We start from the raw sequence: 21,138 nt of genomic DNA, 5'->3' as shown, positions 1-21,138 counted from the left end.
GGCAGGCGCAGGAAATAATTCCCGCGCCCGCAAATTGGGTTGGATGAAAGACCGGCTATAGTGTTACTACACTTCTTTTTTCTTTTGAAATACTTCTTCCTCTGAAAAATAAATACAGGTTGAGGAACAACATAACGCCCAGGTAGATGAGAAAGCCGCCTATTTTAACACTGAGAATTTCCATTAAAGCCCCTGGAGTATTAATCTTTTGTGCTATTGCCATGATCAGGAAGGCAAATCCCAGGTTGAGTAAGTAAAATCCTGTTTCAAACAGGGTGTTGGTAGCGCTGGCCAGGTCTTCTTTCCCATGGAAGATATCCAGCATAAACACCCGGCTGTTTTTGAAAAGTGTGTGTGCAACCAACCAGGTAACCACTATCACAATAGGCAGATAGATAGTGTAGGCGATGAAATTTAGGGATTGTATCATATACGAGGTTTTAGATAAATATTTCGTTTGCCGATGAAGTAGATAACGAGCATGTTGAAGCAGTGCATAACGCCCAGTGACAGCAGGATCTGGCCGGTCATGGTGATGATCACCGTGAGCATGGCTAACCCATCGTGAATGGGTTGCCAGGTGCTGATCATGACTGTAGCATAGCCAATGTTTACGAGATAATATCCCACCAGTAAAATGTTATTAATGGCGTCGGTGAGTGCGGCATTTCCTTGCAGTAGTCCGAGGATAAACACCCTGCCGTTACGGTAAAACATCCATCCCACTTTTACAGTGATCAGGTAAGTCAGTGTCAGATAAATCAGGTAAGCAATGGTATTCATAACTCATTGGTTGCTTTCTGCCCTCAAAGTTATTTTATATTATTGAATTTTCAAAATATTCTGAAAGTTTCTTAATTTAAAAATGTTGCTTCCCGTTTTCCTTTTAATATATTGGGAGAGACATTTGCGCACAATGCTACTAAAATCCGGTCTGCCATTGACTTTGCGCCGGAGGCGCCTGGTTGCGGCGCTGGACAAGATAAGCTATAGGATCACTAAAGTAATAGATTTACGGGCGGGGGCACACCACCCTCCCGGTAACCATGAACCGTAAAAATTGATTGTTTAAAGATAAAACCAACGTGATGATCAGGAAAAAGGAAGGTTTCCAGGGGCAGCGCATGATCGTGATTCCCCGTAACATCCTGAATAAAAACTGTGCTAAAGAACCCGTACTAACGCCACTTTACATTACAGACATCGGCTATTATCCGAAAGCCCTTTTTCACCACCGGAAAAGAGCGCAGGGAGCCGATCAGCACATTCTTATTTACTGTGTAGACGGCAAAGGAACGGTCACCATAAAAAAAGAAACGTTTGCGGTCCAACCGGGCGATTGCTTCATATTGCCCCGCAAGCTGGCGCATGAATACAGCGCCGATGCCTCCGATCCATGGACTATCTACTGGGTGCATTTTTTAGGCAGCAGCGCCCCTGGCCTCGTAGACACAGCCGTCCGGGAATGGGATGGATATAAAACTTTTTTGCCGCACGCACCAGAGCGACTGGAACAATTTGAGACTATCTATCAACCACTTGCACGTGGCTATCGCCAGGAAAACCTGGTATATTCCAATATGCACTTCTGGTCTTTTCTCGCGTCCTGTATATATCCGGGCGTCAACAAACCCGGAAAATCAATACAGCAGCATGACGCCATAGACACGGCCATTGATTATATGAATAATCACCTGGACAAAATGCTGACCCTGCAGCAGATGGCGAAGTCTGTAAACCTGTCGCAGTCGCACTTCTCCTTTCTTTTTAAAAACAATACCGGCTTCTCTCCCATTGAGTACTTCAATCACCTGAAAGTACAGAAGGCTTGCCAGTACCTGCTCTTCACGCCACTACGCATTAAAGAAGTAGCCATACAATTGGGAATGGAAGATCCTTATTATTTCTCCCGTATGTTTACCAAAGTGATGGGAATTTCTCCCAACCAGTACCGCGAAAAGAAAGTATAATCGTAATATAGTCCATCAAAAACAACAGATCATCTAGCAGCATTCTGTCAGGGGACACTTATTTTTACAATGTGAACAATCAACTGCCAATGCATTATTTTTCCACGTTGAGGATAACTGTTGTCCTCACTATTGCTGCAGGCGCAGGCATCATGCTGGCAGCCTGCCATTCCAAGAAAAAAGTAGATTACAGCTCGGAGGTAAAACCGGTGCTGAACAAGCATTGTATCAGCTGCCACGGAGGCGTAAAACAAAATGGCGGATTTAGTGTACTGTTCCGCGAAGAAGCCCTGGGCAACACCAAATCCGGCAAACCCGCTATTATTCCCGGTCACCCTGAAAAGAGTGAATTCATTCGTCGCCTTACCTGCAAAGATCCTAAAGAACGGATGCCGCAAAAAGGAACTCCCCTCACAGAAGCAGAAATCGATATCCTCACCCGATGGGTGAAAGAAGGCGCTGAATGGGGAGAACACTGGGCTTACGTACCTCCCAAACAAATCAAGGTCCCTGATATCGATGTGGCCAACGGCAACAACATTGATCGTTTTGTACAGGCCAAACTGAAAGCAGAAGGACTTAAACCTTCGCCAGAAGCGGATAAAATGACCTTGCTGCGCCGCGTCAGCATGGATATCACCGGTCTGCCGCCAACACCGGAAATGGCTAAACGCTTTGCCGAAAGCAAAGATCCCAAAGCCTACGAAAAAATAGTGGATGAACTGCTGCAATCGCCCCATTACGGCGAACGCTGGGCCGCTATGTGGCTGGACCTCGCCCGCTACTCCGATACCAAAGGCTATGAAAGAGATGAAGGCCGCAGAATATGGCGGTACCGCGACTGGGTGATTGACGCCTTTAACAGCGATATGCCTTACGACAGCTTCACCATCAACCAGCTGGCCGGCGACCTGCTGCCCAATCCCACAAATGCACAGCTCATTGCTACGGCGTTTAACCGCAATACCATGTGCAATGATGAAGGAGGTACACAGGATGAAGAATTCCGCACCGCCGCCGTCATGGACCGCGTAGCCACCACCATGGATGTATTCCAGGGCGTCACCATCGCCTGTGTGCAATGCCATAGCCATCCTTACGATCCTTTCCGTTTCCAGGACTACTATAAACTGCTCGCCTTCCTCAACAATACCCGCGATGAAGATACCCACATGGAGCATCCTAAATTGCGTTTATACGACAGCGTTAGTCTTTCTCAGGTAAGTGAAATCAGCAGCTGGGTATCACAAAACGGCAACAACAGCGAGCTGCAGAGCGTACAGGAATTCCTGAAAGTACTGGAACCTAAAGTACATGCCCACGACGCAGATCAATATATCAACGGCGCCCTGTTAGATACCAAATACATGGGCGTAAGAAATAACGGTAGCTGCCGTCTTCCTCACCAGCAACTGGACGGAAAAACACAGCTCTTCATGAACTACTGGACCGGCAATCCTGGTGGCACCATGGAAATCAGGCTCGATAGCCTCAAAGGCAAAACGATCCTCACCCATCAACTGGCTACTACCAATGGACGCCTCGCCATCGCCATGCCAATACCAGCTATCACCGGCACGCATGATCTGTATCTGATATTCCGCAACGCGGCTATCAACCCGGCCGATGCCGTATGTGCCATAGAATGGTTTGCTTTCCGCGGTGATATGCCCGGCAAAGGAAAACCAGGATTTGATAAAATCAATGCCGAAATGATGGCACTGATTAATCAGAATCCCGATGATGTACCCGTGATGATAGAAAATCCCGCCTACATGGCCCGCACGACCCATGTATTTGAACGCGGTAACTGGCTGGTAAAAGGACCTGTAGTAACACCGGATGTACCGGCAGTACTCAATCCGTTTCCTAAAAACGCACCCCGCAATCGCCTCGGACTGGCAGAATGGATGACGTCTACACAGAATCCGCTCACCGCCCGTGTGATGGTGAACCGCTGCTGGGAACAAATTTTCGGCACCGGCATCGTGGAAACGCTGGAAGACTTCGGCACACAGGGCTTCCTGCCCTCTCACCCGGAAATGCTGGACTACCTGGCCTACCAGTTTATGCACGAATACAAATGGCACCTGAAACCATTCCTGAAGGAAATTGTAATGTCTGACGCGTATAAACAAACATCGAATGCCACACCGGAAATGCTGGAAAAAGATCCTGCAAACCGCTTGCTGGCAAGAGGCTCCCGTTTCCGTCTTACTTCAGAAGAAGTACGCGACCAGGCATTATTGGTAAGTGGTTTACTCAATCCGCAAATGCATGGCCCCAGCATCATGCCTTATCAACCGGACAACATCTGGCAAACCGTGTACAACGGCGCCAGCTGGGTGACCGCCACAGACGGCAATCAATACAGAAGAGCGGTATACGTATATCAGAAACGTACCAGTCCTTACCCATCCATGATTTCCTTTGATGGCAGCAGCCGCGAAGTATGCCTGCAACGCCGTATCCGTACCAACACACCCTTACAGGCGCTCACCACCCTGAATGATCCGGTTTACCTGGAAACGGCGACCGTGCTGGCGAAACATATGCAGCAAAACGGTGGTAAAGACGCAACAGCGTGTATTCGTTGGGGTTATCAAACCGCTTTATACAAAGCGATTCCTGACAATAAACTGAATGTATTAAAAACACTCTATACCCAGGCGCTGAAGGAGTTCCAGAAAGACCCGAATGCTGCCAAAAAAATGCTGAAAAGCCAAAACAGTGAACCGCAACAGGCCGAACTGGCTGCCCTGGCAGTAGTGGCTAATGCTATTATGAACCTGGATGAATTCCTGACTAAATCCTAAGCAGTATGACCAAACATGCAAGACTGATCAAGGAAGCAAATGATACTACCCTGCGCTTTTTTACCCGGCGTCACTTTCTGAAGGATTGTGTTACAGGCCTCGGAGCAGCCGCATTGGGCTCTTTCCTCGCCAGTTGCGGTAGCAGTAGCAGCAGCAACAAAACATTGGTAGATGCCGCCGGCAACCCGATGGCGCCTAAAGCGCCTCACTTCCCCGGCAAAGCCAAAGCAGTGATTTACCTGCACATGGCCGGCGCGCCCTCTCAACTGGAATTATTCGACTATAAGCCGGAACTGGCGAAACTACATAACCAACTTTGTCCGCAGTCCCTGCTGGAAGGTAAAAAGTTTGCGTTCATCAGAGGCGTTCCTAAAATGCTGGGACCACAGGCCGTGTTTAAACAACACGGGGAATCCAGGGCCTGGATTTCTGACCACCTGCCACACTTCACCACTATGGCCGATGATGTGAGCTTCCTGAAAGCCGTGCAAACAGACCAGTTCAACCACGGTCCAGCCCAACTGCTGATGCAAACGGGTAGCGCGCGACTGGGACGCCCCAGCACCGGCTCCTGGGTGACTTACGGACTGGGATCTGAAAACAGCAACCTGCCTGGATTTGTGGTACTGACCTCCGGAGGTAAAACCCCCGATGCCGGTAAAAGCGTATGGGGCAGCGGTTTCCTGCCTTCCGTATATCAGGGTGTACAATGCCGGACCAAAGGAGAACCGGTACTGTACCTCAATGATCCGGATGGTATGAGCAGAGACCTGCGCAAAGAATCCATTAATGCCATCAACGAAATCAATAAAGAAGAATACACCGCCTTCGGTGATCCTGAAACACTGGCGCGCATTTCCCAGTATGAACTGGCGTACAAAATGCAGATCTCTGTGCCGGATGTGATGAACATCAACAACGAACCGGACTACATCCATGAAATGTATGGCACACAGCCAGGCAAAGAATCCTTCGCCAACAACTGTTTGCTGGCCCGCAAGCTGGTGGAAAAAGGCGTGCGTTTCGTACAGCTGTACGATTGGGGTTGGGATACACACGGTACCGATGAAGGAGGTTCTATCGACTACGGCTTACGCAACAAATGCCGCGAGATCGATCGTCCTATTACCGCCCTGCTGCAGGATCTCAAGCAACGCGGTTTACTCGATGAAACCCTGGTAGTATGGGGGGGCGAATTTGGCCGTACGCCCATGCAGGAAAACAGGGATGGTAAAGAAATGCCTTTCCTGGGCCGCGATCACCACGTAGAAGCCTTCACCATGTGGATGGCCGGCGCTGGTATCAAAAGAGGCTGCTCCTTCGGTGAAACCGATGAAATAGGCTATGCTGCCGTAAAAGGTAAAGTAGCCATCAATGATATTCATGCTACCATCCTGCAACAACTGGGATTCGATCATGAAAAACTCACTTATCAGTTCCAGGGACGTCCTTTCCGCTTAACAGATACCGGAGGAAGAGTTATTACACCCATACTTAGCTAAAACATGGATCAAACAAAAAGAAATTTTCTGAAACAATCCGCCTTAATGGCTTCTGCGTTATGTTTACCGTCTCTCCCCTCCTTTGCCGCCGCCAGTATGGCTCCTGCAAAAGAAGGATTCCGGTTAATTGTGTTAGCTACCAACTGGGGATACAATGGCAGTATAGATGCCTTTTGCCAACAAGCCAAGCAAGCCGGCTACGACGGACTGGAACTTTGGTGGCCCGGAGAAGTCAGCGCACAACAGGAATTATTTGCAGCATTAGCGAAACATGATATGCAGGTGGGCTTCTTAGCTGCGGGCTACGACAGCGACTATACGAAACACGCACAGCAGTTTGAAACCATGCTGAAAGCCGCTACCAGCAGTAAAGTAAAGCCGTTGTATATCAACTGTCACTCAGGAAAGGACTATTTCACCTTTGCACAGAACTGCGCCCTGATAGACATGACCGTTCGCATCTCCAAACAATCCGGTGTACCGGTGTATCATGAAACACATCGTTCGCGGATGTTGTTTGCCGCACATGTAGCGCGGCAGTTTATTGAAGCGAAGCCGGACCTGCGACTCACACTCGATATTTCACACTGGTGCAACGTACACGAGTCGTTGTTACAGGATCAATCTGCTACTGTTGCCAAAGCGCTGGAACGCGCCTCACATATACATGCACGTATTGGTCACCCGGAAGGCCCGCAGGTAAACGATCCACGGGCGCCGGAATGGGACGGTGCGGTAAAAGCACATTTCGCATGGTGGGATCAGGTAGTACAATATCACCGTACTGCCGGTAAGCCGCTGACCTTCCTCACCGAATTTGGTCCGGCCGATTACCTCCCTACCCTGCCATATACCCGTCAGCCGGTGGCCGACCAATGGGATATCAATGTATATATGATGAAGCAGCTTAAACAACGCTATAGTAAATAATGAGACTACTGATAAATACCGGTAGCTGGAGCATGTTTATAGGGCGTTCGCATCCCTTGCTGGTCCACCTGCCTATTGGCATATTATTGATTGCCTGCATCCTTACCTTGCTGGCACGCCGGGAAAAATGGCGGCACCTGCAGGGCGCATTACCGGCTACGTTGTTGATTGCCGCATTGTCCGCCATCGCCAGTTGTATTACTGGTTACCTGCTATCGCTGGATGGAGGCTATGAAGAAAGTTTATTGCTCACACATAAATATCTCGGTATAGGCGTGGCCGTTGTGAGCACCGGCCTGTATATCCTGGAGAAAAATAAGCACAAAGGCAAGCTGCGCAAATGGCAGGTACCCGCCTCCGTGGTGATGGTATTATTGCTGAGTGCAGCAGGCCACTACGGTGGTAGCCTGACGCATGGCGATGACTACCTCACACAGGCCATGCCGGATGGTTTACGCAAACTAACCGGTATAGGCGCAACAAAAGCTCACGTAGCCGCCTATACGAATATCGCTGATGCGCGGGTATATGAAGACCTGGTGATGCCGGTGTTAACGAACCGTTGCTATGGCTGTCATAATGAGCAAAAGCTGAAAGGCGGGCTGCGGCTGGAATCGGTGGCATTAATCCGTAAAGGAGGTGAGCATGGGCCGGTATTGAAAGATAGTGTACCGGAAGAAAGTGAATTATTCAAGCGGCTGATTTTACCTGAGGAAGATGAACACCGCATGCCGCCCAAAGGTAAACCGGGCGTAACACCGCAGGAGCTGGAACTGCTGCACTGGTGGATTTCGCAGGGCGCCCCTACCGGCAAAACGGTTAAAGAGCTCAACAAAACGCCGTTAATGCTGGCGGTATTGGAAGGTATGCAACCCGCTACGCCATGGGATAAGCAGGAATTTATTCCGGAAGAAAAAGTAAGTGCCGCTAGTGCGGAGCATATAGCGAAGCTGGAAGCAAAAGGCATGAAAGTATTGCCGGTAGCCACTGGCAGCAACTACGTAAATGTAGATGGTATCAACGCAGGTAATTTCACCAATGAAGATATGCAGTTATTGTTGCCGCTGAAAGCGCAACTGGTATGGCTGAATCTGGCCGGCACCCGGGTAACAGACAGCTCGTTTGGCGTGATAGGCAAGCTCACGCACCTGGTACGGCTGGATCTCCGGAATACGGGCGTAAAAGGCAAGGACTTGTCCTCGTTAAATGCCTGTACAGAGTTGCGTTATCTCAATCTGGCCGGCACTGCGCTGACGGGGGCATCTTTAACATCTCTCGAAAAAAACAAAAAACTGCAACAGGTATACTTATACCAGTCTGGGTTAACACCAGCAGCCATGGCAGAATTACATAAATATATGCCTAAGCTGACGATTGATACCGGTGGATACCGTTTACAACAACTGGCGTCCGATACCATGGTGTATCACAAAGTAGCCAGCTGACAAGGCCACTACGTATAAGCGCATACGTTACTCCTCACCGGATTTATATCTCCGGGTAGCTATGTTTAGTCGCTTTGCAATTTGCAGGGCCAGGGATTTGGGGGACAATACTTTCATGTGTTCTCCAAATCCCATAATTTCTCTCTCCAGTTCAAAGTTCCGGACTACTTCAATACTGATAATAGTACTGCGTTCCCCTTCTTTCAGTACCTGCTGGGAGTGGTGCAGGGGTTTGGTAATCACATAAGGGGCATGCTTACTATCTACTTCCAGCACTACTTTATGGGCCACGTCTTTCTCTGATTTGGAGACACCGATGAGGTCACCGAAGTATTCTTCAAATGGTACGCCGTTATAATGAATAAACTTTTCTTTGGGTAGTTCCTGCAATGCTACTATCCTGTCCAGCGCCATGGTAGTGAGCTGCGGGGATTGTTTGGTGCGCGTGATGAGGAACCAGCGATTGCGGTATTCTTTCAGCAGGTACGGATAGCAGATGTGTTCCTGTGCGGTGGTAGCTTTAAAAGATTTATATTCTATCAGCAATGCTTTGCGTTGGAGGGTGGCCTGGTACAGCGGATTGATATGGGCTAATCCCTGTAGTTGGTGATTATTCTCAAACTGAATGCAGTTGCGGTGTGCATCGGTAGATTTATAGAGATTATTTTCCAGGCGGGCAATCATGTCGCTCATATCATCGAAGTAGCTGAAGCCATTGAATTGCTTCAGTACCGATACTATTTCCTTCATTTTATCTACATCGCCTTCGTTAATGGGCGCGTTGGTGATACTATAGGCGGAGTCGCTGTAACTATAGTATTTACGATCCTTTACCACAATGGGCGCATTATATCCCAGCTTATCGCTGCGCATCAATTGAATATCGGCCTGGATGGTGCGCTTGCTGACGCCCGAGCTGATGCCTTCTACATTATATAATACATCGGCTACTTTCTCTATCAGATCTTCGAGGGTCCATTTACGATAGCGGTTACGCAAACAATCATCGATGGCTTTATACCGGATCAGGGCCAGTTTATTAATGGACATACGCGCGTTTTATGCAAAGAAAATAAAATTCTACGCAATCTATCTGCGTAGATATCTCTTTTAGAAAAATAATTATCTCACAAAATAATGATTATCATCTCATTAAAATATTTTTTTAAATATTTTTTATGTACGCAGATGGACTGCGCACATACATTGGCATCTTTGTGTCATCGGAAGCGGTCAAGTAGATGTTACTTCAATCAACACCAAGAGATACATCCATCATTACCGCCGAAGATGGAAAGCAGTAGCTTAATGGGAAGCACCGCAATGAGCAGTTTTGAAATTACCGGCAGGTCAATTAAAACTTATTTCTATTACGGATGCGGAGTATGTTGGTTCGAATCCAACCTGCTTTACGAATACCGAGGTCAATTGTCGCTTACTTCATTCATTTGGGAAAAGCCACAACATTACCTGGTAACTTATAATCATTCATTGGAAAAGCAGTAGTTGAAAGGTAACACCGTCTTGAAAAGTTTTCACATCACCGCCAGATCAATAAAAACTTTTCACAGGATGTATAACGTTGGTTCGAATCCAACCTGCTTTACTACAATCGAGGTCAATTGTTGCTTACTTCTTCTTTTAAGGTAAAGAGCAACAACATTATCTGATTCTTAATAACAACAATCATGAACACATTATTACGCGTAGGTTTACGTCAGCAGTCGGTTTTTATTCCTGAACATGCCATGCAGGCGAATGCGGCCTACCTGACCCCTACTACCGGCTTATTGATTGCCAACCTGGCTAAACTGGGATTTGGTGTATCTGAATCTTTACTGCAGGCATTGAATAAAACCACTCCTGCCTACCAGGCTACTGTACTGGAAACATTGCGGGATGTAATGGGCGTGAATAAAAACTGGACTCCACTGATAAAAAACTGGACCATCCCTACAGAAGTAAGGATATCCGATTATATCATGACGTATTTCAACACGGTGTTCCAGGGCAGCGGAACCGAGCTTGCCTGCGGACATATTATTCCAGCTAATACATTCCCGCTGGAGCGCTATAACGGATGCCCTTTCTGCGGTACACCGCTGGAAACAGGTGTCATAGAAAACTATGGACAAAATAAGAAATTGCGCGTATTGGATCTGTGGAGCAACACAACCGCTGCCAATTACCTGCACGACTTATTGGCTTCCAAAACAGCATTGGATGCTACCCAGATGGATAGCCTGAAATCCTTGCTGTTGGTGCTTCCTTTACCAACCGTAAAAATTGGTATGAAGGAAACCCTGGTGGCGGTAGTGGATATATTAATTGAACGCAACGAAGCAGCCAGCGCTGCTGCCTTGTTTACTACGCCTACGGATATACTCCGTTACCTGTGGTACAAACATACCGGGTTCACGCAATTGATTGCGCCTAAAACCATCGTGCGGCGGAAAATAAAAAACAACACTACGCTGCATGTGGCCTATACCACTAATCCTGCCTTTGTGCAGACCTCCCTGAAGCTGAAATACAGCCGCCGGGAAGGTATTATGGTAGCCGGATGGTTGAACAGCTTAGCGATGGATGCGGAAGCAGTATGTGAAAACATGCATCCTAAACGTGGGATGTGGGTACGTTTCATCCGGGCATTACGTTTGGCGGAATTCAGCCAGCGCGCCGGATTTGAACACCTGCGTACGGTGATGGATAAATTTTATCGGGAAGATTATACCGTATGGCAGGGAACTCTGAACCATTATCGCTTGCGCTATGATGTGAACAGTACCATGTACCTGTTGCAACAGCGGCCAGGATTATTTGCCCGCTCCCTGTTTGCCAACATGCTGTGGTTTGGGCCTGAGCCAGTAGTGGCAGCTTTCCAGGCTATTGTAGATAAGATCCCTGCCCGTTTGCTGTTTACTTTGCAGATGTATGCAGATTATTATTTCGATAAAACAGCCACCCGCTCCGTGAAACCATTGGGAGGTGTGAGCAAAAGCATACCGGCTAACCGCTTGCTGGCCATGTATGACGAGGCGCAACTCCTTGCCATGCAGGCATCCATCACCACCCTGTGCCTGGAAGCCATGACCAAACGTTTTGAAGCACAGGCTACTACTGCCAAAAGCATGTACATCGCACCGGAGCGCATACCGTCGGTTGTAAACATAGCGGAGATATCCGTTGTATTCCAAGCCAGATTGGTACCGCTGAGTATATTGAAATAGATATACCACAGCTGGAACAGGCAGGCGCCCGATATGTTACGTTTACCTGCAACGCCTTTAGCCGTGGGGAAATTACGCCTAACCTGGAAGTTGGATGGATGGATAACAAACATCCAATGAGGGTCTCTGAAAAAAAGGGGGTCGCCTACGATCCTTCCTGTGTACAGCATATGGTGCGTATCACCCGCGGATTAACCAAAGGACTGGTGTTTGGCGTATTGGATGTAAAAGCAAAGGAAATCATCTGGCTCGAAATGCCTTTCGACGGACAGGTAGTATTACAACTGGACCTGGCCAATGTAAAAGCCATCCTGAAAAAACTGGATAGCAAATTATCCATTGGTCAGTTACTGCAGATCAAAGCAGCAGCACAACAGTTAACCATCACTGATCAGCTGCCTGCCGATGAGGTATATACTGCCAAATGGGCCATGAATACCGCCGCCGTGACACAGTTATTCCTTGATTAATTTGTTAACCTATATTCCATAACAATAGCAGCCGGGCATTTGCCCGCGCTGCTATTGCCATATCCGCATTTTTTATCCCTTCTTTCATCAATTTTCTAAAAATGGTGTTATATTCATATCATTGTCATACATGAATAAATACCGATTACTGTTTCTCCTTATTGCAACCCCAGCTGTATTGCATGCTCAGCTTAAGGACAAGGCCGATAGCACGGCTACGGTTTCCGTGCCCAGAGGCTTCTTCGATAATATTATGTATTATCTGAAACATACCAATGTGGAGAAGAAAAAGAAAAAAGTAGATCTCAGCTTCATTGGTGGCCCCGTTTACACACCGGAAACCAGTGTGGGCATTGCCGTGATGATGGCCGCCCAATACAAAACCGATAGAAGCGATTCCCTGCTGCCCGTTTCCAATGCGGCGATTTACGCTTCGGTAGCTGCTACCGGCTTCTATGGAGTAGGCATCAGCAATACCACCATCTTTCCGCACGACCGCTTCCGGCTGGCACTTAAAGCCTCCTTCAGCTCCCGCCCCAACAAATACTGGGGCATTGGTTACGATGCCGGCGAAAACAAAGACAACTACAGCGAATTTGTACAACTCACCGAAAAAATGCAGGCCGACTTCTCCGTGAATTTAAACGGTAAATTATTTGCGGGCCTCTGCGCACAAATTCAAAATGTACAAACGAAAAAGTTAGACACCACCGGTGGTAAGCCCTTTATGCTGCCGGAAAAAATATTGGGTATAGGCGCCGGTCCTTTTATCGTATACGATACCCGCGACTTCATCCCCAATGCCTACAAGGGCATGTATGTGCGTCTCGGCTATCGCTTCTTCCCTTCTTTCTTCGGCAACAAAGCTGTTTTCTCGCAGTTTGATCTGCAATTCGACTGGTACAAAAAATTGTGGAAAGGCGCCGTACTGGCGACCGACCTGTATGCGGAAGAACGCAGCGGTGATGTGCCCTGGAGTTTACTGGCAGAAGCCGGCGGCTCCAATCGTTTACGCGGCTACTACGAAGGCCGCTTCCGTGATAAAAACTATATCGCTGCACAAATAGAACTCCGGCAACGAATCTATAACCGCAGTGGTGTGGTGGCCTGGGTTGGCGGTGGTAACGTATTTCCGCAGTTCAATGCCTTCGAATTCCATCAGTCGCTCATCAGCTATGGTATCGGGTATCGCTGGGAATTCAAAAAAAGAGTCAATATCCGCCTGGATTATGGCAGAGGAAAGGACCAATCCGGGTTCTATTTCGGAATTAATGAAGTATTTTAGGGAGATGGATAACGCATCGCATTCTCCGACGCTCCAGACCGCTCCCAGTTGTCGGCGTATATCAAACAGTTATATCAGCAATATAAAGATAGCGTTGACAAAGCAGTAGTAATACCCTGAAGGATTACTTCTCCCCTTTCCCTTCCATCTGCTTAATAATATTATTTACCTCTGCTTCTGTGGCGCGTAATTTCTGCTGACAGAATTCTATCAGCACGGCAGCGCGTTTTACTTTTTCTGCCAACAGGTCTACTGACACCGCTTCATTTTCAATTTCGGCGGCTATCTCCTGTAATTCGTTATAGGCGGTTTCATATGTCAGTTCCTGGTTCATGCGTAGTTGTTTTTGATGTAATAGTGGCGTCCAGCGAGGCATCCGGCAATACCACCATAATATGGCTGCCCGGCTGAAGCGTACTGGCATTGCTGAGTACCTGTCCATCCTGGTAAATCATGGCGAAGCCGCGTTTTAGAATGTTAGCAGGACTCATCAGTTTAAATAAAGTATCATAGTGGGCTATCTGTCCCCGTTTGCTTTGCATGTACATCCGGCTGAACGAGCGGAACTTGTCCACCATATTATTCAAATCATTGAGGCGGTTGGATACCGTAATCCGTGGCCGTTGCAGCACCGCATTCGACGCCGCTATCAGCTCCCGGTGACGATTCAGCATAGCGGCAGAAGCATGTTGTAATACCGTATTCTTGATATTATGCAGTTCCTCTTTATGATTAGCCAGCAAGGTTCTGCTCTGATTGATAATGCTACTGTTCAGCGATGCCAGCTCCTGAAAATGACCAGAGAAAAGTTGCTGGGAACGGATCACAATACTTTGCTGCATCGAGATCAGGGCTTCTTCAAAACTACGATTATGTGCAATGATCAGCTCTGCTACCTTGGTAGGCGTTTTTGTGGCGGTATGCGCCATCATATCCGTAATAGTTTCATTCTTCTGATGACCAATACCCGTGATCACCGGTATGGGAAATTTAGCTACTGCGCGGCCTAAGATGAAGGTATCAAAAATCAGGAAGTCGGTTTGTGCCCCGCCACCACGGATAATAACCACTGCATCGTAGGGAATCTGGCTGTTGTAAATATCAATCAGCCGCTGTTGCACTAATTCCGCTTTGGCTTCCCCCTGTACCACTGTAAAATAATTATCGATGATAAAAGTATAGCCGAAATGGTTATGCTCCAGGGTATGCCGGAAATCCTGGTACCCCGCGGAATTACCAGAGGTGATGATGGCCAGTCGTTGTATCACCGCCCGCAACGGCAACTGGTTATTCTTTGTTATATAACGATCACCTACTTTACGGATAAAGTCCGCGCATTCACTGGTGAGTCGCAACAACGTTTGTTGCTTCTGCTGTTCCAGCATTCCTATCGTAAAACTGGTATCAATATCCAATAACGAAATCTGTAATCCATGTACCTGGTGATAAGCCACCGATACGCGGATTAACACATGAATATCGTTTTTAAATGGCTGTCCCGTTACAATTTCGAATTCCTTAATCCGTGTAGCGCCGTTCCCCCAGGCTACCGCGGACACTTTGGCCACGATGCCACCGGCTTGTGTATCTTTCTCCACCAGATCGAAATAATGATATCCTTTTTGCTGGTAAAAAGAGTGATTGGTCACATCGGCTACTACCCAATAGGTCTGGTCTGCAAACACGTTGTGGAGTGCCTGCTGTATTTTACTGGTGAGTGCGGAAAGCTTTATAGCGGGTGAATCGTTCATTAGCCTGGTAAAGATAAGTAAAACGTTTATTTCCGGAGAAGAAGGGAATATGCGGGGAATCTAAAAAATGTATATATTGCCCTCCATTGAATAATGAAAAGATCGTCGGTCAACCAAAATACGTAACAATCACTTAATAAAAGACTTATTCGCTTTTATATACTTTTGCGCCATGAGAGAAAATGAGCAGATAAAATTGCTTTTTCACGGAATCTGCTATGAGAACAGTATACAGGCGTATAATGAATTATATGTAAGCTTGTGTGCGCGGCTGATTCATTTTTCTGCATCTATTGTTTCCTCCTTTCATCTGGCAGAAGAAATTGTGTCGGATGTATTTATCTCCTTATGGCAAAAAAGAAACGACTTATTACATGTACAAAACCCCGTGGTGTACCTGTATGTAAGCACGAAGAATCTTTCTCTCAACACCCTGCAGCAACAAAAACGGCATCAGCATCATTCGCTGGATGATATCAACACCGACATGCTGGCTATTGCGCCGGATGCGGAAAACGGGATGGTATCTGCCGAAGTATCTCAAAAAATAGAAAGGGCGATACGTAGTTTGCCGGCCCGCTGCCAGCTGATTTTTCGTTTAATCAAACAAGATCGTTTAAGCTACCGGGAAGTAGCCGAATTGCTCAATATTTCTACCAAAACGGTGGATGCCCAGCTGACCATTGCGGTAAAAAGAATATCCCAGGCCATCCGCTTTGACCTCTCCGATGAAACGGCGCAAACCTACCTCCGGATTGATTCTTAACTTTTTTTATTTTTCTTTAGGGAGTTTTCATTGGTTTATTTGTCCTTCTAATAGTGGGAAGGACAAAAGTTACTATTTACCCATAAAATGAGGTCGTTATTTGTCCTTAACTGAAACTATGGATCAGGAAAAACTGTACACGCTACTGGCCCGCGAAATGGCCGGCATATTAACGGAAGACGAAGCAGTGGACTTGCAGCAGCTATTGCAGCAATATCCTGACGCCAGCTATATCCGCGAAATATTTGCACAAAACTGGGTACCTGCCGGGAAACAATATACCGGTTCACAGGTACAGCAACTGTTGGAGAAGCATCAATTAAGAATGCAGACACTAACAGCTGCCCCTGTCGTTGAAGCACCGGTGAAACGCCGGATGACAGGATGGTACGTCGGTATAGCGGCCAGCGTATTGGTACTGCTGGCGGTTGGCGCCTGGTGGTGGTATCCGTTGCCTCACAAAAAACCGGCGGAACTGGCGCAAATGGTCACCGAAAAGAGAATGCGTTCTCAGGTACTCCTGCCTGATGGCACACGGGTATGGCTGAATGCAGGCAGTAAACTGGACTATCCCAAACAATTTGCGGCCCATGCTCCCAGAGAAGTAACACTGGAAGGAGAAGCCTATTTCATCGTTACCGCAGATGCAGAACGTCCGTTTCGCGTACATACCAAAACCCTTCAGGTAAGGGTGTTAGGTACTGCTTTTAACGTAAGAGCCTATCCGCAGGAAGACAGCGCCGTTACCTCCTTAGTGCAGGGCGCCGTAGAAGTGGTATTGAAGAACGCTGACAACCAGGTGATATCTCTCAAACCAAATGAAAAGCTGACGGTTCCCGTGCAGCAGGCGGTGGCCGAAATCCATACTGTAGCGGCCCCGGCGCCTATTGTGATTTATAAAAGCAAACTCAGTCCCGTACAGGACAGCGTGCTGACAGAAACCGCATGGGTACAGAATAAACTGGCATTTAAACACCTGGAGCTGGAAAAAGTAGTGGTGATGCTGGAAGAATGGTATGGGGTGGAAATTGGATTTAAAGACAATCGAAAAAAGCAATTATACTTTAGTGGCGTATTTGAGTCGGAAAACCTGGAACAGGTACTCAATGCGCTGGAGACCACGTTATCATTCACCTGGCAAAAAGATGCTGCCGGTAAAATATGGATTCAATAAACAAACGTTCACTTAAACATCAGTCGCGCGAAATAAAATAAAGACAGGTTCATTTAATAGCTAAAACATAAAATAATAACAACGTAAACAAACAGCTTTAACAGTAAGCTTTTAACCGAAAAAAAACGGGAAATGTTCGTACCATTCCCCGTCCAAATATCGGTTAACAGCATTGTATTGGGTAAACTTTCCATCAACAATTATTAACCAACAAAACAAATGTATGAAAAAAAGTACAGTGGACAATTGGCTTCCGCCTAAGCGGGAGTTGTATAAACTGTTGATTTTTATGAAGCTTTCTATGCTGCTGCTTACCGTGGCCTGCTTACATGTCAGCGCATCGGTACACTCACAGTCCACCATCACGCTGAAGCTCAGCCAGGTACAACTGGAAAAAGCGCTCACGTTGCTGGAAAAAAACAGCCATTACCGGTTTGTTTATAACGATGATAATCTGCCGCAAAATCACAAAGTATCACTGGATGTGATAGATGGCAGCATCGACATGGTATTAAATAAAATACTCGATAATACTTCTCTCCGCTTCCGGAAGATGTCGGACAACCTGATTGTGATTGCGCCRGCAGCCGTGGTGAGTAAGGATATTACGGTAAAAGGACGCGTAGTAAATACGACAGGCGATCCATTACCTGGTGTAACCGTGCGCCTGAAAAACACCACCATTGGGTCTATGACCAACGATAAAGGTAATTTTGAATTGAAAGTACCTGAAAACGCTATACTGGTAGTTACCTACATCGGCTTTGACCAGCAGGAAGTAACCCTCAATGGCCGGGAAACCCTGACCATCACCATGGAGCCTTCTAAAAACTCTATGGAAGAAGTGATTGTGGTAGGTTATGGTACACAGAAGAAAATAAACGTTACCGGCGCCATTGATCAGATTTCAGGTAAGCAACTGGCAGCGAGGCCTATTGCCAATGTGGTGCAGGGCTTGCAAGGTTTAAGCCCCGGGCTGAACATCAGCTATGGCGGCGGTAAACCAGGTCAGGTGCCGAACATCAATATCCGTGGCTTTGCAACCATTGCCACTGTCAGCAACAATACTGCTACTAATGGTATGGTGGCGCCATTGATTATCATTGATGGTATCTCCGGTACAACAGAAGATATGATGCGCATCAATCCCAGCGATATTGCATCTATATCGGTGTTACGCGATGCCGCTTCCGCTGCTATCTATGGAGCGAGAGCTTCCTTTGGCGTCATCCTGATTACCACCAAAAACGGTACACCTGGCGGCAAACAGTCTCTCAGCTACAGTAATTACTTCGCTAAATCACGTCGTACCGTGATGCCGGATGCCGTTACTGATCCATATATCTATTCCCGTGTACTGGAAACAGCTACCAATAACACGCCGTGGGACTATGTAAACTACTCCGACGAATATTATAAATGGGCAAAAGAAAGATCTGATAATCCTTCTCTCCCCGATACCCGTGTAGATCCCAGCGACCCTACCAAATGGGCTTATATGGGCAGCAACAACTGGAATAATTATTTCTTTAGCAAAACCAATTCCTCTCAGTATCATAGCATTTCCCTGAGTGGTAGTGCGGAAACAGCTAAAAAAGCACCCATTACTTATCTCATTTCAGCGGATTATACCAAAGAAAACGGTTTGAATAAACTGGCAAAAGACGACTGGAATCGTTATGGTATGCGGGCTAAGATTAATATGCGCCCGATCAAATGGTTGCAGCTGGATAACAACCTGAGTGTTTATCAAACCAAGGCGGACGCACCTGCTTATAACATCACGGACGTATACTATCTGCAACCTACGCAGGTGGCTGTAAATCCCGATGGTAGCTGGGCTAATACCGGCGCCGGCCGACTCGCTGCCCAACTGGTAGATGGAGGACGCAATCTCGAAACACGTTTTGGATTCCAGGATGTGATAAGAGGGGTGGTATCTTTACTGAACAACGACCTGCAAATCACGGGGGATGCCAGCTTTAACAGAGAATTACGGAAATACCATATTGATCAGAAGCCGTATAACATTGGTTACGGCCCCAATGATGTGCGCACAGAAGGTTCCAGCAACTCAATAACAGAGCAAAACGGTACCATTATTCATGATGTATTTGACCTGTTTGCTAATTACCATAAAACCTTTGCCCGTCAACACAGCATTAATGTGGTAGTAGGATACAACCAGGAAAATTATGAATGGCAGCGTATTGACGCCCAGAAGCTGAATCTTATTTCCCCTTCCCTGCCCTACATCGCATTGACCAGCGGCGCAGCTACTGCAGGTACGCAGTATCAGTCCTATGGCATACAGAGCGTATTCGGAAGAATAAACTATACGTTCAAAGACCGCTACATTCTTGAAGCGAATGGCAGATATGACGGTTCTTCCCGTTTTCCTTCGATCAGACGCTGGGGTATGTTCCCTTCTTTGTCTGCCGCCTGGATCGCCAGCGAAGAAAGCTTTGTGCGTAATTTATCTCCCGTATTATCTACGCTCAAATTCAGGGCTTCCTATGGCAGCCTCGGTAATCAGAACGTGTCTTACTTCGGATTCCGCGAAACACTGCCTACGGATATGTCGCACTACCTGATCGAAAACGAAATCAATAAAACCATCATTAAAAGTGCTCCTGCCAACAAAGTAGACCCCACCAACTATACCTGGGAAAAAGTAACTACCAGCAACGCCGGTGTTGACCTGGGCTTCCTGCAGAACAAAATACAGGCATCTTTTGACTACTTTATACGTAATACCAAAGGCATGCTGGCGAAAGAGCGGGACTTGCCGGGCGTGCTGGGTGCAGATGCTCCTCAGCAGAACGTGGCGGACCTGTCTACACGTGGTTGGGAATTAACCCTCGGCTACCGCAACGATTTCACTGTAGCGGCCAAACCACTGAATGCAGGGATAAGAGTAACCCTGTCAGATGATAAAACAAAAATTACCCGCTTCCCGAATCCCCAGGGATTATTTTCCAACTATCGGGAAGGGCAGAACATCGGAGAAATCTGGGGCTTAGTAAACGATGGCTATTTCCAGAGTAAAGATGAAATCAAAAAACTGGACGAAACAGCGATCGTTCCATGGGGAGCACTGGACATTGTACAGGGATGGCCTAAATACAAAGACCGGGATAACAATGGCAAAATAGAACAGGGCCTTTCTACCAAAGATCCGAAAGACATGCAAGTGATCGGTAATACTGCGCCCCGCTATCGCTTCGGGATTAACCTGGACATGAACTGGAACGGTTTTGACTTCTCTGTATTCATGCAGGGTATTGCCAAAATGGATTATTACCCACATCACTACCTGTTCTGGGGGCCTTACCAGCAACCATATGCCAACATCTATCCATGGAACCTGGACTTCTACCGCGCTACCRCTGATAATGAGGCTACCCGTGCACAACACAGTGCATCTTACATCAAAGCAGGACTGGCAGATGCCAATACCAATTCTTACTACCCGGTATTACAAGCCTGGATGGCCGATGCAAACAATGGCAAAGGACTGGATATTCCACAATCTAAATACCTGCTGAATGCCGCATATATGCGTATCAAAAATGTGACGATCGGTTATACACTGCCGGCATCACTCACAAAACGCTATCACATTAATCGTTTACGCGTATACGTTACTGGCGAAAATGTATTTGAATTCTCCGCTATTAAAAAGTATGTAGATCCGGAATCTATTATTGACGGCTATGGATGGGCTTACCCTTACCAGCGTAAATATGCAATAGGATTGAATCTTGACTTGTAGTACCGGACCTTTTAAACTTTTCAA

At 47.1% G+C, this 21,138-nt stretch carries 16 protein-coding genes and 2 tRNA genes; 13 read left to right on the top strand and 5 right to left on the bottom strand.

The annotated features are described in order from the left end of the window. Positions 1-55: 55 nt before the first annotated feature. Both AC1DFM_RS28505 and AC1DFM_RS28500 read right to left on the bottom strand, forming a co-directional pair. The gene (locus tag AC1DFM_RS28505) at positions 56-430 is read right to left on the bottom strand and encodes a hypothetical protein (protein WP_477080178.1); all 375 of its coding nucleotides are present in this window, start codon (positions 428-430) and stop codon (positions 56-58) included. Then, positions 427-783: a hypothetical protein gene (locus AC1DFM_RS28500; RefSeq protein ID WP_477080177.1), complete on the bottom strand. Its 357-nt coding sequence runs from the start codon at positions 781-783 to the stop codon at positions 427-429. The genes AC1DFM_RS28505 and AC1DFM_RS28500 overlap by 4 nt, the downstream gene beginning before the upstream one ends. 305 nt (positions 784-1,088) lie before the next feature. On the opposite strand from AC1DFM_RS28500, the gene AC1DFM_RS28495 reads away from it, so the two are divergent. The 5 genes from AC1DFM_RS28495 to AC1DFM_RS28475 all read left to right on the top strand — a co-directional run bounded on the left by AC1DFM_RS28495 (position 1,089) and on the right by AC1DFM_RS28475 (position 8,663). Then, positions 1,089-1,970 (top strand): helix-turn-helix domain-containing protein, encoded by an 882-nt coding sequence (locus AC1DFM_RS28495; RefSeq protein ID WP_477080176.1) that lies wholly within the window; start codon positions 1,089-1,091, stop codon positions 1,968-1,970. Between the two features lie 89 nt (positions 1,971-2,059). Continuing rightward, the gene (locus AC1DFM_RS28490) at positions 2,060-4,786 is read left to right on the top strand and encodes a DUF1553 domain-containing protein (protein ID WP_477080175.1); all 2,727 of its coding nucleotides are present in this window, start codon (positions 2,060-2,062) and stop codon (positions 4,784-4,786) included. A 5-nt stretch (positions 4,787-4,791) separates the two neighbouring features. Continuing rightward, entirely contained in the window at positions 4,792-6,288 is a 1,497-nt protein-coding gene (locus tag AC1DFM_RS28485; protein WP_477080174.1) for a DUF1501 domain-containing protein, read from the top strand. A 3-nt stretch (positions 6,289-6,291) separates the two neighbouring features. Continuing rightward, on the top strand, positions 6,292-7,218 hold the full coding sequence (locus AC1DFM_RS28480) for a sugar phosphate isomerase/epimerase family protein (protein ID WP_477080173.1): 927 nt from the start codon (positions 6,292-6,294) through the stop codon (positions 7,216-7,218). Beyond that, positions 7,218-8,663, top strand: coding sequence for a c-type cytochrome domain-containing protein (locus tag AC1DFM_RS28475; RefSeq protein WP_477080172.1), 1,446 nt, complete (start codon positions 7,218-7,220; stop codon positions 8,661-8,663). Before AC1DFM_RS28480 ends, AC1DFM_RS28475 begins: the two co-directional genes overlap by 1 nt. A 27-nt stretch (positions 8,664-8,690) precedes the next feature. On the opposite strand, the gene AC1DFM_RS28470 is transcribed toward AC1DFM_RS28475, so the two are convergent. Beyond that, complete coding sequence (locus tag AC1DFM_RS28470) at positions 8,691-9,713, bottom strand: helix-turn-helix transcriptional regulator (protein ID WP_477080171.1); 1,023 nt, start codon at positions 9,711-9,713, stop codon at positions 8,691-8,693. Positions 9,714-9,957: 244 nt separating this feature from the next. On the opposite strand from AC1DFM_RS28470, the gene AC1DFM_RS28465 reads away from it, so the two are divergent. The 5 genes from AC1DFM_RS28465 to AC1DFM_RS28445 all read left to right on the top strand — a co-directional run bounded on the left by AC1DFM_RS28465 (position 9,958) and on the right by AC1DFM_RS28445 (position 13,648). Next, positions 9,958-10,075 (top strand) — tRNA-OTHER (locus tag AC1DFM_RS28465). 84 nt (positions 10,076-10,159) lie between these two features. After that, a tRNA-OTHER gene (locus AC1DFM_RS28460) sits at positions 10,160-10,269 on the top strand. 82 nt (positions 10,270-10,351) lie between these two features. Then, on the top strand, positions 10,352-11,893 hold the full coding sequence (locus AC1DFM_RS28455) for a hypothetical protein (protein WP_477080170.1): 1,542 nt from the start codon (positions 10,352-10,354) through the stop codon (positions 11,891-11,893). 116 nt (positions 11,894-12,009) lie between these two features. Further along, positions 12,010-12,363, top strand: a complete 354-nt coding sequence (locus tag AC1DFM_RS28450) for a hypothetical protein (RefSeq protein WP_477080169.1) — start codon at positions 12,010-12,012, stop codon at positions 12,361-12,363. A gap of 130 nt (positions 12,364-12,493) precedes the next feature. Beyond that, a complete protein-coding gene (locus tag AC1DFM_RS28445; RefSeq protein WP_477080168.1) occupies positions 12,494-13,648 on the top strand; it encodes a BamA/TamA family outer membrane protein in 1,155 nt (384 codons plus the stop codon). A gap of 124 nt (positions 13,649-13,772) precedes the next feature. Here AC1DFM_RS28445 and xseB read toward each other — a convergent pair whose 3' ends face one another. Then, positions 13,773-13,982: an exodeoxyribonuclease VII small subunit gene (gene xseB, locus AC1DFM_RS28440; protein ID WP_291919532.1), complete on the bottom strand. Its 210-nt coding sequence runs from the start codon at positions 13,980-13,982 to the stop codon at positions 13,773-13,775. Beyond that, entirely contained in the window at positions 13,960-15,399 is a 1,440-nt protein-coding gene (gene xseA / locus AC1DFM_RS28435) for an exodeoxyribonuclease VII large subunit (protein ID WP_477080167.1), read from the bottom strand. The genes xseB and xseA overlap by 23 nt, the downstream gene beginning before the upstream one ends. Positions 15,400-15,571: 172 nt before the next feature. Here xseA and AC1DFM_RS28430 point away from each other — a divergent pair, with 172 nt between their 5' ends. The 3 genes from AC1DFM_RS28430 (at position 15,572) to AC1DFM_RS28420 (ending at position 21,114) form a co-directional block, all read left to right on the top strand. Further along, positions 15,572-16,165 (top strand): RNA polymerase sigma-70 factor, encoded by a 594-nt coding sequence (locus AC1DFM_RS28430; RefSeq protein WP_477080166.1) that lies wholly within the window; start codon positions 15,572-15,574, stop codon positions 16,163-16,165. A 118-nt stretch (positions 16,166-16,283) separates the two neighbouring features. Then, positions 16,284-17,339: a FecR family protein gene (locus AC1DFM_RS28425; RefSeq protein ID WP_477080165.1), complete on the top strand. Its 1,056-nt coding sequence runs from the start codon at positions 16,284-16,286 to the stop codon at positions 17,337-17,339. A 223-nt stretch (positions 17,340-17,562) separates the two neighbouring features. Then, a complete protein-coding gene (locus AC1DFM_RS28420; protein WP_477080164.1) occupies positions 17,563-21,114 on the top strand; it encodes a SusC/RagA family TonB-linked outer membrane protein in 3,552 nt (1,183 codons plus the stop codon). Positions 21,115-21,138: the final 24 nt, after the last annotated feature.

It is taken from the genome of Chitinophaga sp. 05T412, assembly GCF_056396465.1.
The sequence above is the reverse complement of the archived record's forward strand: the minus strand, read 5'-3'. Positions and strand labels throughout refer to the sequence as shown.